Below are 14,725 nucleotides of genomic sequence, written 5' to 3' on the forward strand. Positions count from 1 at the left end.
TTCATTGCCTCCGGCTCTTCTGCCGCATACTCCTTTCTTTTTTTACGGCAGCCATTCCTGTCAGACACCCTGCTATTGCAAGCATCATAACTCCGCCAAGAAGCAGCAGGCTTGCATATCCAAAGGCTTCCATCAGCCCCCCTGCCAGCATCGGAAAGATAATTCCTCCGAGACTTCCGAAGATGCTGACGGCATTCGTCGCTCCCACAGAGCTTTTTGGGAATTGCTCACAGGCCAAGCCGATTTCCAGTGGGAAATTCACACCTGACAGCAAACCGACCAGGAAAATTAAAACAATCATCATGACCGGCTTCGTAACCGCAAGACCGAGCGCCAGAAGAACCGCTGTGACCAGATTGACACATACCAGGTATTTTTTCGTATCATATTTTGCAAATAATACAGGATAAATCAATCGTCCTGCTGCCGAACCTGTCCAGTAAAAAGTGATCGTAAGTCCGGCCATTGCGGATGCATCGAGCGCCAGCTCCAAATAGCTGGACATATACGTACTGATCGTCATATCAAATCCCATAAACAAAAGCGCCGCAAAACAGGTCATCAGCAGATGCGGATTTTTTAAAAGCCGGAAAAACGGCTCTTCCTGTCCCGGTTCCGACCCTGCTCCCTCTGCCTTCACTTCTGCTTCTCCCTGACTCGGCTCTGTCTTTTTCTGCTTTCTTCCAAGAAGCAGAAGCCCCGCCAGAAGCAGGAAGGAAATCCCGCCGATCACGAAGTAGCTCAGCTTCCAATTCAGTCCGCATGCCAGGATAAATGTGGGAAGGATCGGACCTGCCAGAGAGCCCAGCCCATAGACTCCATGAAAAATATTCAGATACGAATTGCGCTTATCCCCGGACAAATCAGATATATAAGCGCTCATCACCACATTGAGCAGGCTGATCGCCGCACCATTTACAAAAAATGCAGCCAGCAGACTCGTAAAGGAAACCGAGGCCGCAATCCAGAACATTGAGACCAGATGCGCCAAAACTCCCACGGTGATCAGGGTAACTCTGGGCATCCTCCGCGCCAGCATGTCATTGAAAAATATCATAACCAGCTGCCCCACGCACAACACGGATCCTACGATTCCCGCCTTTGCCAGTGGGATACTGTAGGTTTCTGAAAAGGCGGAAACCAGTGCGCTGTACATGATAAATCCAAAAGAAGCAAGAAATATCGTTACATACATGGCTGACAACAATATTTTTTTGTTATTCATTGTGCTTCCTCCATACGAAATTCCCAGCGGACCGGTTTTGTAATTCCATGGAAAGAAGAGAAGATTTCCATGCAGACCCAGATATCCGCCTGTGATGCATCCCCGTCCCCCTCCATTTTTAACGCAAGCTTGTCAGGCTCTTCATACGGCTTTTCTACTTCGATCACATTTACACGTTTTGCATCTTCTGTTTTGAGCTCCACTGTAATGCTGGCTTTTCCTTCCAGCAGCTCAAACTGCAGGTACAACGGCTCTCCCTTCCGGTCTTTCGGGATATCCGTATGACAGTGGTATACCAGAAAACCGCTGTTCTTCCATAAATCATGAAGCTGGGTTCCATGGCCGATTTCCACCGGGTGATAAGAAGGCAGATGGCTGTAATTTCCATCCACTTTTTCCGGCTCCTCAGGCATCCATTCTGCCATTTCCCAATTTGTGATATATCTACTCTGTACAGTTTCCGCCTCCGGTACCTTACTTCCCGGTTCACAGATACTTGTAAGCGCCGCCTTTTCCAGCCCCCTGGCCTCTGCCTGGATTTCCACCCTGGTATCCTGCACTTCTGCTATGATCTGGGCCTTCCCGTTGTACAATCTGCATACTGGTTCTCTGCGGTTACTGGTATCCTTCACATCCCCGTTGCCGGTTACCAGAAGCCTGGCCCCTTTCAGCCTGGTAATCTCAAATACATTTTCAGCATCCGGCACCTCCCGGCCTGCCTCGTCCAATGCGGTTACTGTATAAACAGCGGCTTCCCGGCAGCCGCTTTTTACCTGCTGGTTCTCCAGCTTCAAAGAAAGCTTTTTGGGTTCCCCTGTTGTCTCTCTCACGCATTGCGCAGCCACGTTTCCATTCACCATCGCAATGGCTTTTAATTCTCCCGGCTCATATGCCACATTCCAGTCTGTCTGAAAATAAGCATCGTTCTTCCTGGTTCCAAGCAATCGCCCATTCAGATAAAGGCTGACCTCATCCCCCGTGGAAAATACCCGGACTGTCACGTTTTGGCCTGCCTTCTTCCCGTTCCAATGGGGCTGGATATAGACGAATGCCTCTCCCCGCCAATACGTCTGATACAGATAATAGCTGTCCTTTGCATAACCATTCTGGTCCATACAGCCGCAGGGCGCAAACAGCCCCGGATAATCATGTTCTCCCCGGTAGTCCATCCCCGTCCAGGCAAACATGCCGCTCATGTATGGCGTATTGTCCACAATCTGCCATGTACGGATTCCGGCTGTCCGGTTCCCCAGAACATCTTCCTCTGATGCATTGTTCACTTCTGAAAATACAATGGCCTTCTCAGGGTATTTCTTATGGACTGCTTCACACAGTTCAATGTTGTAGTTCATTCCAATCATATCCGCGCTTTGTGCTGCGCCGTCTTCCAATAGTCCTGTGTGCATCGCCATCAGCACCGGCCTTGTCGGATCCTGCTCATGAATCCTGTGCTTCATGGCATTCATGATCTTTCTTCCGCGTTCACCGTCCTGCAGGGATTCCTCGTTTCCTGCCGACCAGACGATCACACTCGGATGGTTCCGATCCCGTTTCACCATATTTTCCAGACGCCGCAGACCATTCGGCGAAGATTCGAACCAGCGGTTTTCATCCATCACAAGCATACCCAGACGGTCGCATGCATCCAGCGTCTCCCGGGAATGCGGATTATGCGAGAACCGATATCCATTGCATCCCATATCTTTGAGGCGCTGTACCCGGTACTCCTTTATATTATCCGGCAGCGCCGTTCCCAGGCCGCCATGATCCTCATGAATACACATTCCCTTTATTTTTGTTGGTATACCATTTAACAGAAAGCCGCGTTCTGCATCGAATTCAGCTGTCCTGAATCCAAATGTAGTATCTACTTCGTCCAGCAGCACCTCACCGCTGAAAATTCTTGTTCTCAGCTGACAGAGCGTGGGATGCTCCACCGACCACAGCTTTGGATTTCTCACCTCCGCCTGCTGCATCAGCCTCTTTGTTTTCCGTCCCGGTACCAGCTGTATCGATTCTGTTTCAAATAATAAACTGCCCTGTTCATCCGCCGCCGTTTGAACCACCCTGACCTCTCTGTCTGAAAATGCGTCATTGCGCAGTGTCGTTTCTATCGGCACATTCCACAGTTTTCCATCCCTGGATTCCGGATGAATGAAAATACCGCAGTAATCCACACAAACCGGCTCTGTCTTAACCAGCCATACGTGCCGGTAGATTCCTCCGCCTTCATACCACCATCCCTCGTATTCCCGGTTATCCACATATACCGCAATTACATTCAGCTCGTCCTCGTATCTGGCAATATCCGTCATATCCAGATCAATTTCTGCGTATGCACTGTCATTCATCCCCATATAACAGCCGTTGATCCAAATACGGCTTTCCGTACAGATTCCTTCAAATTCTATATGGATGCTTTTCCCTCTGTCGGAAGGCTCCAGCCTGAAGAATCTGCGGTACCATGCATTTTCCCGGATCAGAGAGCCATGCACCGGATTGGCCTCTGGCGTGGGTGCTCCCTGCACCACATAATCATGAGGCAGTTCCACTGTTTCCCAAAGACTGTCATCATAATCTGCTGAGGCAGGTCCCCTTCCCCTCTCCGTTTTTGTATGCATATACGTATACAGATAACCGTGTGACACGGTATCTTCCACATCCCCCCTGTGAAATTTCCATCCTCTGTCCAACTGTAATTTTTCTCTCATATCATCGTCCTTTCCATTTTCCCCGCCTAGCCTTTGATCGCTCCGGCTGTCATTCCTCCTGCAATGCTTTTCTGCGTCAGGAAGAAAAAGACAACGACCGGTATCAGTGACAGGCAGGCCGCGGCAAATGCAGCATTCATATTCGAAACATGCTGTCCGAAGAAATAAAACTGCTGCATCGGTATTGTCCGCATTTCCTTCTTCTGCAGCACGATCAGCCCGATATTGAACTCATTCCACATCCACAGCATATGCAGCGCTGCCACCGTTGCTGTGATAGGCTTCATCAGCGGAAATACAATAAACCAAAAGGTGCGTATTTTCCCGCAGCCATCAATCTGCGCGGCCTCCTCCAGCTCAATCGGAATGGTCTTCGTAAAACCGACATATAAAAATGTTGCGTAGGAAACACTGGTTCCTACCATCAGGATAATCGCGCCTGTATATGTATTCATCAGATCCAGACCCTTCAGCATTCGATAAACCGGAATCATGATCATCTGGAAAGAGACCATCATGCCTGACATCAGAAGCAGATCCATGGCTTTATAAAACCGTTTGCCGCTCTTTCTGCAGATCATATACCCTGCCATAGAAGATGAGATAACAATCAAAATGACCGAAAGCAGCGTTACAATCGTACTGTTTTTTAATGTCACAAAGAAATTTGTTACTTCCACTGCCTTGCTGAAATTCTCCAAATGCAGGCCGGAGGGGAGCGATAAAATACTTTTTGCCGTCTCCATCGGTGTCTTGAAGGCATTTACGATAACGATGTAAAGAGGCGCCAGGAATATCACTCCCGCAAGAATCGTCAGAAGGGAAAGCAGCCCTTTGATTCGTTTACTTTTCTTTGACATCTACGCTTCCACCTCCAGTCTGCGCAAAGCCCTGGACAATCCGCCTCCGATCAATACCAGTGCAATGGTAAATACAACCGAGATGGCCTGCCCGTATCCTGCCTTGTTATAACTCATCAAATGATTGTATATATAGATACCGATCGTCTCTGATGCTCCTGCCGGTCCCCCCTGGGTCGCCGCATACGGAGTTGCGAATTCACGCAGCCCATAGGTCAGCGACAGGGTTATGCAGGTGGTAAATGCCGGTACAATCATAGGCAGCGTTACCCGGAAAAACTGCTGTATCCTGGTTGCTCCGTCCAGATCCGCCGATTCATATAATTCCTTTGGCACTGTGGTCAGAGAGGAAAGATAAACAAGCATATTGATACCCACATCAATCCACATATGGATGATGGCAATTCCGAGAATTACGGTACTCTTCTGCCCCAGAAGACTGTTTAATCCGAACAGGTTTCTGAACACATCGCGGAAAATGTAGCCCCAGATAAACACTGCCAGCACAACGCTGATCGCGGTAGGAAGGAAAAATGCAGTCCTTGCAAATGTCCTCCCGATAAATTTCCGGTTGATTGCCAGTGCAAGCAAAAGAGAAATGATATTCCCCGCAATCGTTGCAATCAAGGTATAGCAGATCGTGTTCTGCACGGGCTGCAGAATATCTTTATTGGAAAATATGTTGATAAAGTTTTTAAACCCAACATAATTTAGTTCTTTGCTGACCCCATTCCAGTCTGTCAACGCAATATGCAGCCCCGAAAAAAACGGAATAATGACAGAAAAGCCGAAAAAAAATAAGACCGGCAGCAAAAAGCTAAAATTTATCAGCTTACTTTTTACTTTTTTATTCATAGGTCTTCCTTTCCCGGACAGGCGCCACGGACGGTGCCTGTCCTGTGTCCACTATTCTATTTTTGCGCGGACAGAGCCGCTTCAAACCGCTCATCCAGCATCTCAATGGCCTCATCCACCGTCATATTTTCATTCATCAGAAGTTCCGTCTCCACATCCGTCACAATCGTCTGCAGCTCGTCGGACACGAACAGCTCAGAATACCCAGTCCAGTCAAACACCTTATCCGCATCAATATACTGCTGGACGTCATAGAGGATTCCATCTTCTTCCGTAACCTCTACGTTTTTACATGCAGAGATATCACCTTTCGTCTTTTGCTGCAGTGCCCCCATTTCCGGTGTAGAGAGCATTTCCAGGAATTTCAGGGCTGCATCTGCATTTTCTGAATCCTGATATACCGCAAATCCGCCAGGTGTAGAGCGAAGCGGCAGCATCGCTTCCTTAGAATCCTCCGTCAGCGGAAGCGGAAAGATTCCAAGATTTGCATCCGGATTGATTCCCATCACAGCCGCCGGGGTCCATGAGCCGTTGAGAATCATACCTGCATCCCCTACTGCCAGCATATTCAGCGCCGTATTCCAGTCTGTTCCAAAGGGATCATCATTGGTATACTGATACCGTTCTTTCATCCTCTGCAGAACCTCTGAAAAATGGCCTTCGTCCGCCGCCCAGGTTGTTGTTCCTGCTTCCAGGTTCAGACGGTTCTCTTTGTCATATTTTACAGTTGTTACCACGGAATCGCACTGCTCGTCACTGAACAGCACCCACTGCTCCTGGAACCCCGCTGCAATCGGAGTCTTTCCTGCTTCCTGTATCGTCCTGCAGGTATCGATAAAACCACTCCAGGTATCAGGCACCTGCTTAATTCCTGCTGCCTCAAATACATCCTTGTTATATATGACAAACATACCGCCCTGCGTAAAGGGCAGGCACCATGTTTTGCCATCGACGCTGCATGCCTCAACTGCACTCTCCTTGATATTTTCATTCAGCCATTCTTCCCCGGAAATATCCATACAAATTCCCGCATCTATAAACTCCTGTTTTTTATGGATATCATCAATAAAGAACAAATCGGGGACATCATCCGCCGCAATCTTATTGCGCAGCATGGAGTTGTAATCATCGCTGGAGAGCGTCTCCATATCAATCTTTACATCCGGATTTTTCTCTTCAAACTGTTCAATAGCCTGCTCCAGAAAACTGATCGCACTGTCTTCATTCATATCATGAATCAACGTCAGTTTTGTATCTTTGCGCTCTGCCGCATCTGATGAACCTTTCGCCCCGCATCCGGCAGCCATCCCCGCGATCATTACAGCAGCAAGCACAACACTTATTCCTTTTCGTTTCATAGATTTTCCTCCTCTTATTATGGGATTTCCTTTGTTGACTCTAATATAAACTTTTTTCTTTTATGGGTCATTTTAAAAAATTGCAGTTTCTTAAAAAATACTATCTTTATATTCAGAAACGGTTGTTCCCGTCACCTGTTTGAAAATCGTGGAAAAATAAGAGGCACTGGAGAATCCTACAGTCTCAGCAATCTCATGTGCTTTCATACTGGTGTTTTTCAGAAGCTTTTTAGCACCCTCGACCCTCACCTGATTGATATACTGGGTCAGCTTCATTCCCGTACTGTTTTTAAAAATCTTGCAGAGATAATTGGGTGTCAGCCCCATCTCTTCTGAGAGAATTTCCAGTGAAATCTCTTTCATATAATTTTTTTCAATATAATTCATAATCGCGGTGGCCTGCCTGCTGCTTCCGCCAGACCCGATCTGATTCTTCTGGCTGATCTTCAGAACCAGCTTTTCATAGTCTTCCAGCAATGCAGCCTCCATCTCCTGGATAGACCTGAACCTTCGGCACCAGCCCTCTGTAATCACCTTCACACCCAGAATCATTTCAGGGTTTATATGTTCTTCTATAGAGATACGGTAGAAAATATGAAAAAGCAAAAAGCATGTTCTCTGAAGGCTGTTCTTATCGGGACGTGTCTGATAGAGGTTTTGAATGATCTGCTTTAACTGTGCCCGTGCTCTTTCCTCCTGGCCCTCATGGATCTCTTCCGCCAGATCCTCAATGGCAGCTTCCAGATTCTGCTCCGTCTTCTTCTGGTTTAAAGTGGAATAAAAAAACACTTTTTCATATCCTTCATACAGGCTCTGTTCCTGTGCCCTCAGCGCCTGCCGGTACAAAAGGGCAATATCACCGGGATTTTTAAAGCTGTCGCTGACTCCCATGGAAAATCCCGTAATATGCTGCCTTTTCATTTCCTGATAAATAGCAGTCACCTTCCGGGTCACATATTCGAAAATACGCATGGCGCTATTTTCATGCTCCAGACAGAACAGAACTGCCAGAGTCTCACCATCCATGGAAATGGTAAACTCCTGCTCTGATATATGTTCATTCAATATGTTCCGCGACTTTTCATAAGTCACCTCATCCGGATCAGGGAGTTTCACTGTCAGCACGGTCATATTGCCCGGTTTATCCGTCCTTCCGGTATATTCCCAGAATTTCTGCATATACTCCTGAGAATTCAGCTTATTTAAAAGCAGATTTTTTAAAAAGTCATTGGAAATAATGGAGAAATTCTCTGTTACAAACTGAGATTTTTTATATTCCTCTTTTTCCCGCTCAATTTCCGCCGCTATCTTATCCAGTATGGAGATAATTTCCTGCTCCTTCAGGTCATACTTCAGAATATAATCCCGGGCGCCCAGCTTCATTGCATCTTTCACAAAATTAAAATCATCATATGAGCTCAGAACAATGCATTTAATCCTGGGATAGCATTCCCGCACCTGCTTTAGCAGCTCAATTCCATTCATCTCCGGCATACTGATATCTGTGAGAATCAGATCCGGTATCTCTTCTTTCAGACAATCCAGCGCACATTTCCCATTCATAGCCTCTCCGATCACCTGAAATCCATATGCCTCCCAGTCCATAAAATTCCGGATTTCATAACGGTAAAACACATCGTCTTCTACAATCAATATCTTATACACCTGCCTGTGCCTCCTCTCTTGTCCGAAATAACGGAAGCCAGACCTCTACAATGCTTCCCCTTCCAGGTTCACTGATATAATTCAATCCATACTCTTCTCCAAAATATTGCTTGATTCGCTGTGACACGTTTGCCACTCCAATGCTATTCAACCCTTCATACCTTTCTTCCTGCACGGTCAGTATCGATTTTATTTTTTCCTGCGTCATCCCGACCCCATTATCTTCCACCGTCAGCCGGAGCTTTCCCTCTGAAACGGATGAAGTAATCCGGATTATCCCGTTTCCTTTGGATATCTCGATGCCGTGAAAAATTGCATTTTCCACCAGCGGCTGCAGGATAAAGTCCAGCATAATATATTCCTGCACGCCCTCGCACAGACAGTATTCTACAGCAAACTTATCCTCGTACCTGAACTTCTGCAGGGTAAAATAATTCCGGATATACTCCACCTCTTCCCTGACTGTGTGGTATTCTCCGTTTTTGCTTAATGATGCTCTGAGAAGTTCGATCAGCGCCGCCGTCATTTCTGCGATATGCTCCTGCTTTTCCATCTTCGCCATGCATTGAATTGACCCCAGTGAATTATAAAGAAAATGGGGATTGATCTGAGCCTTCAGTACCTGGAGTTTAAGCCTTTGTTTCGCCTGTCCTTCTTTATAGGCCGCTTCAATTAGCTCTTCAATCTTATCCGCCATATAGTTAAAACGCGTACACAGCATGCCGATTTCGTCAAGACTGGTGGGTTCGATATGCACTTTAAAATCGCCCTGTTCTACCTTCCGCATGTTCCGCTCAAGGTAATGGATATTCCGGCTCAGATTTCTTGAAACAGCATAGGAAAAAATCAATGATACAAGAATCGCCCCTACCGCAATCATCATAATATACCATTTAATTGATTTTGCATTTGCCATGAAAACATGCTCCGGTATCAAACAGTATATGTTCCACTCTGTACTGTTTTTGATGCGTTCTGCAAAAATATAACTCTCATTCTGGTAAAGAATACGCGATATATAATTGCCATACCGGTCTTCTTTCCTGCTCATACGGTTGTCTATTCCGTCTTCCATCTGAAAATCCCCGTAAATCATGGAACTCTCATTATTTTCGAAGACCAGGCTTTCATTGTCGATCATCCGGTTCCGGGACTGGATGGGCCGGAAGAAATCCTGAGCAATAGCAAAGACCACCGTTCCATACACCTGCCCCAATTGATTCTTCGTATCAATCATATTGCGCACCAGATAGACCTGATTTTCTTCTTCCTCCAGAAACCAGCATGTATTCTTTGCGCCCATCCGGTTCTCCGCCATTTCGAGAATCTCTGCCGCCCGTTCCTGGTTGATATTGCTGTCATTAAATGCCTTTGTATACCTCGCCCACCATGCCGGCTGTTCTCCCACCCCTTTTACGTAAAAAGCAGTGACTGGCACGGAGCTGCTAAAATGTTTATTGCCAAGTGTCCGGATGTTCTGCCTGTATTTTCCCGTACCTTCCTGCTTAATCTGCGGCTCCGGAGCCTTGATACACTCAAGAAACGCCTCGTCGGTCATAAGTTCATATGTGGTCTCCAACAAACTTTCTGTGCGGTTTTCTAAGTTATAGGATAATTGTTCCAGGAACTCACCGGTAAAACTGGCCGTATTTCTGAAGATAACCTGTACTGAAATATACTGAAAAACTCCTCCCAGCAGTAGAATCAAAAGCAGCATAGTACTTACATACGCAATAAAAAATTTGGAGCGGATTTTCAGTTTTTTTGCCCACAAACGGATTTTTTCTATCAGCTTCTGTGCCATATTCTGTTTTCCCCCTGTTCTCATCTGTATATTCCAAAAGGACATACAAGACCTCTTGTATGTCCTTAATTATACTATACCTCAAATCTTACAGGCCCGGTTATACCGCATTTCCAGTGATTACCTTTTATTACCAGTTTGATAATTAACCGGTCTCCTGTAACAATCCCCGGCAGTTCTACCCTCATGCGGCTTCCTTCCACGCCGTGTTTCTCCAGATAATAACGTTTCTGAATGCGGTTCATGTAATCACGCATGGAGATTAAGATTTCTGCCTCCCCGGTAATCTCCTCGAACACCACTGCTCCGGTCTTTCCCGCCTCCAGATCCGGCATATCCGGCTCCATACAATAAATAATATAGCCGCCGCCTCTTGTAAAGTAGAAGGGCATCTGGCGGTCCAGCATCGATGCGCTCTCCAGGCTCTTTCTCCAGTAAATATAATTGTCATCTGTGGTATAGGCGTAGATGTCCGGTTTCTCCTGGTAAATATGAGACATAAACCAATCGTTAATATACGGATTGCCGACACTCACAGACCTTTCCCAGGCAGGCTCTTGTTTCTCCGCCCGGCCAGACTCTTGTTTTCTCTCCCGGGCAGGCTCCTGTTCCCCTTCCCGAACCAAATATAGATTTACGCAGCAGTCCGCTTCTTTCAGCATGCCAGAAATCCTGATTTTCAACACACCTGCTTCTGTCCTGCACCGAAAAACCGCCATTCCTTTTCCTTTATACAGACACATAACCTCTTTCTCCGGAAAGCAGCTGCAATAAGGATCCGCATTATCCGTGCACACACACTCTGCCAGTTCATTACATGCTGTTTCAAAAATATGGGATGCCGTGGGTACCAGATTTCCTTCTGTATCTATGGCCTCCACCCGGACCGTAACCAGGGCTTCGCCGTCTGCAGGATATTCTGTCTTTTCCGGGCAGACCCGGAAGGCATACGCCTCGCCGCTTGTCCGTATTTTTGCTGTTACCCGGTCCGCTCCGCGGATTCCCACTGCTTTCAGTTCACCTGGTTCATAAGGAACCTTGAAGACCGCATGCTGCCGTTTATCTACCACTGCCTCGGCCTGCTTTCTCCCATTCACATACAGCAGAACTTTATCCATATTGCTGCATACTACTACCTCCCGCATTGCTTCTTCCGTGGGATTCCAGTGTCCGCATATATGGAGAACGGGGTCTTCCCTCCAGCGGGCTGCATATTGATAAAAACCGTCTTTTTTGTCTCCATTTATATTCAGCGGACAGGCATCTGTAAAGAACCCCAGATTTCTGTGCTCTCCCCGGTAATCCTCACCGGCCCAGGCAAAAGTCCCGCCATAATAAGGATGGCTTTCCCCGAACTCCAGTGTTTCATACGCCCCCTCGCTTCCCGAAAAAGGATTGCCGCATTCTACTACAGTATCCGCCAGGCAGAGCATCTCCGAACCGATGATCGGCTTGTTTGGATATCTCTTATGGATCTCTTCCAGCTTCCTGTGATTATAATTGACTCCGATCACATCGACCGCATCGGCTGCCGTCCTTTCGCCTTCTCTGTCCGCTTCTGTGAGGCCGTCATGCATAGCCATCGTCACCAGCCTGGACGGGTCCAGTTCCCGGATCCATCCCTTCATCGTCTGCGCAATCCGGTAACCCCGCTCCTCTTTCTGCCAGGGCTCCTCATTTCCCACTGACCAGAGAATAACGGATGGATGGTTTCTGTCCCTTCTGACCAGATGGCGCAGATCTTCTCTTCCCAATTCTCCCGTGTCAAAACGCCGGGTCTCCTCCATGACCATAATTCCATATAAGTCGCACAGATCCAGCAATTCCCTTGCCGGTGCATTGTGGGAACACCGGTAAGCATTTGCCCCCATCTCCACCAGATGCTGTATTCTGCGTTCATAGACCGAGGCATCGACTGCCAGCCCCAGATTGCCTTCATCCTCATGAAAACAGAATCCCCGGATTTCTTTTCGTTTTCCATTGATAAAGAATCCCTGCTCAGCGTCAAAATGAATCTCCCGAAAGCCAAAACGCTGGCACAGACTGTCCCTGATCTCATGTTCCCGGCTCAGCTCCAGATCCAGCAGATAACAGTTTCCCTCATGGATATCCCAGAGAGCCGGAGCTTCCACTGTCATCTCCATGCTGAGGCATGCCCTGGTGTTATTTGGATGTATCCCCTGGCAAATGTATGCTTCCCGCTCTGCCGCCAGAATTCCCTCTGCAGAAAAGATACGTGCTCTGACCGTGCAGTTTCCTGTTCCGCCATATCGGGCATTTACCTCAAAATTGACTCTTACTTTCCACTTCTCTTTTGATTCCGAACTCCCCGCCGTCCCGGTCTTTTCTTTTACCTCCGGAAGATCCGACGCTCCGGTCTTTTCTGTTACTTCTGAAGGCTCCGCATCCCCGGTCTTTTCTGTGAGAATCTGAACTTCTTTTGAATCCAGATACAGCAGGTCTGTTATTTCCAGCCACGCCTTGCGGTACAAACCACCGCCCTGATACCACCATCCCTGCATCCATGTATGATCCAGAAATACTGCAATCAGATTGACAGAAGCGCCAAACCTCACTACATCTGTAATATCAATTTCCACATCACAGTAGGAGGACATCTGTTTCCTCATCAGGCAGCCATTCACCCATATTTTGCTCTCCCCGGTTATTCCGTCAAAATGTAAAATAATACGCCGTTCTTTATCCCTGGCATCAAGACAGAAAAACTTCCTGTACCAGCAATTTTCCGCGTCGAGATATCCATTGTAATCTCTGGCCTGTGGATTCAATTCCTGGAGCACTTCAAAATCATGGGGCAGCGTTACCTCCGCCCAGCCATGGTCGTCATAGGACATTGCAGCAGGCGAAACCTGTGCTCCGGTCTTAGTCAGATGATATGCGTCATATTCCATATCTGCTTTCATTTCTTTTGTAAATTTCCATCCCTCATTCAGATGGATGATTCTTCTACTTTGATGCAAGGCGGTATATTTCATAAACATCCTCCGGTGTCAGCGCGATATATGCGTCGCCATAATCTTCTGTACAATTGATACGCTCAGAAAGCATTTTACCGTCTTTCTCAAAATCAATGCCAAGCTCGGATAAGGTAACCGGCAGCCCCACGCCTGCAAAGAATTCTTTTGTCTTTCGTATCGCAGCGTCCACCGTCTTCTCCGGATGGTCCACATTGATATCCAGGTTCCAGACTTCCCTTGCATAGCGCAGGAGCAGATGAAACTTCTCCTTCTTCAGATACGTCATCCATGCCGGAAGAATGACGGAGAGCGCAGCACCATGCGTCACATTATAGATTGCCCCCAGATCCTCCGCAATGGTATGCAGCCCCAGATTGGTATACAGGCCCATCGATGCAAATTTTCCCATAGCAAGGGTGCCGCAGAGCATCAGCTGGCTCCGCGCCTCGTAATCATCCGGTTTTTCCAGCGCCGCCGGGAGATATTCGATAACCGTTTTCATCACACTCTCGCTCAGCCTGCTGGTCAGCTTCATATCCTCAATTCTTCCAAGATATGCATCACAGATATGGGCAAAGATGTCACATGCCCCGCACATTGTCTGGTATGCCGGAACGCCAAAAGTAAGCTCCGGATTCAGCAGTGCAAACCTGGGCCTCATTTCCGTACAGCCATATCCGATTTTGGATACTTCCTCCGTATTTGTCAGTACAGCAAAGGGACTGGTCTCGCTGCCTGTCCCCGCAAGTGTCATAATAGCCCCCACCGGAAGGACCTCATCCGGCCTGGCCTCTCCACTGTATACCTCCCAGATATCCTTCTCGAGGCGGGTCCCAAGGGCAATGGCTTTTGCCACATCAATGCAGCTCCCGCCGCCGATTCCCAATGTCATCCCCACTCCCTGTTCCTTTGCAGTCTGTATTGCTTCCCTCGTTTTGTCCAACAGAGGATTGGGAACCACATCATTGTATTCCACTACCTTCAGCCCTTCCGCTTCCAGATAGCCGATCACCCGCTCCACCAGAGGGCGCAGCGGCCCCTCTGCATAGGATACTGTCATAACCGTATCCGTCAGCGCAAACTCCCTGCACAGCTTTCCGGCCTCTTCTTCCACACCAGTTCCCCAATAAAGCCTTGTACCATTTTCAAACATAAAATTTGCCATAAGAACCCTCCTGATATTACACAACTAATTTCTGAACCAATGGTAACATCAGAATGTGAAAGAGGCATTTAAAAAAAGAGGGATTCCTTTTAAAATATTATAAT

General features: G+C 47.4%; 9 protein-coding genes. All 9 read right to left on the reverse strand.

Annotated features, from left to right (window positions below; translation table 11 throughout):
• Position 1: 1 nt before the first annotated feature.
• Positions 2-1,225, reverse strand: coding sequence for an MFS transporter (locus MWG26_RS22130; RefSeq protein ID WP_025653812.1), 1,224 nt, complete (start codon positions 1,223-1,225; stop codon positions 2-4).
• Positions 1,222-3,936, reverse strand: coding sequence for a glycoside hydrolase family 2 TIM barrel-domain containing protein (locus MWG26_RS22135; protein ID WP_025653813.1), 2,715 nt, complete (start codon positions 3,934-3,936; stop codon positions 1,222-1,224). The genes MWG26_RS22130 and MWG26_RS22135 overlap by 4 nt, the downstream gene beginning before the upstream one ends.
• A 26-nt stretch (positions 3,937-3,962) precedes the next feature.
• A complete protein-coding gene (locus MWG26_RS22140) occupies positions 3,963-4,796 on the reverse strand; it encodes a carbohydrate ABC transporter permease (RefSeq protein ID WP_025653814.1) in 834 nt (277 codons plus the stop codon).
• A complete protein-coding gene (locus MWG26_RS22145; RefSeq protein ID WP_025653815.1) occupies positions 4,797-5,651 on the reverse strand; it encodes a carbohydrate ABC transporter permease in 855 nt (284 codons plus the stop codon).
• A gap of 56 nt (positions 5,652-5,707) precedes the next feature.
• A complete protein-coding gene (locus tag MWG26_RS22150; protein ID WP_025653816.1) occupies positions 5,708-7,009 on the reverse strand; it encodes an ABC transporter substrate-binding protein in 1,302 nt (433 codons plus the stop codon).
• Positions 7,010-7,099: 90 nt separating this feature from the next.
• Entirely contained in the window at positions 7,100-8,674 is a 1,575-nt protein-coding gene (locus MWG26_RS22155) for a response regulator (protein ID WP_117440551.1), read from the reverse strand.
• Positions 8,667-10,478 carry a sensor histidine kinase gene (locus MWG26_RS22160; RefSeq protein ID WP_162149246.1) on the reverse strand — a complete coding sequence of 604 codons (1,812 nt, stop codon included), beginning with the start codon at positions 10,476-10,478 and terminating at the stop codon, positions 8,667-8,669. The genes MWG26_RS22155 and MWG26_RS22160 overlap by 8 nt, the downstream gene beginning before the upstream one ends.
• A gap of 74 nt (positions 10,479-10,552) precedes the next feature.
• Positions 10,553-13,474 carry a glycoside hydrolase family 2 TIM barrel-domain containing protein gene (locus MWG26_RS22165; protein ID WP_181969549.1) on the reverse strand — a complete coding sequence of 974 codons (2,922 nt, stop codon included), beginning with the start codon at positions 13,472-13,474 and terminating at the stop codon, positions 10,553-10,555.
• Positions 13,446-14,621, reverse strand: a complete 1,176-nt coding sequence (locus MWG26_RS22170) for an iron-containing alcohol dehydrogenase (protein ID WP_025653822.1) — start codon at positions 14,619-14,621, stop codon at positions 13,446-13,448. The genes MWG26_RS22165 and MWG26_RS22170 overlap by 29 nt, the downstream gene beginning before the upstream one ends.
• Positions 14,622-14,725 lie beyond the last annotated feature (104 nt).

The sequence above is a fragment of the Faecalicatena contorta genome (assembly GCF_022835095.1).
Taxonomy (GTDB): domain Bacteria; phylum Bacillota; class Clostridia; order Lachnospirales; family Lachnospiraceae; genus Faecalicatena; species Faecalicatena contorta.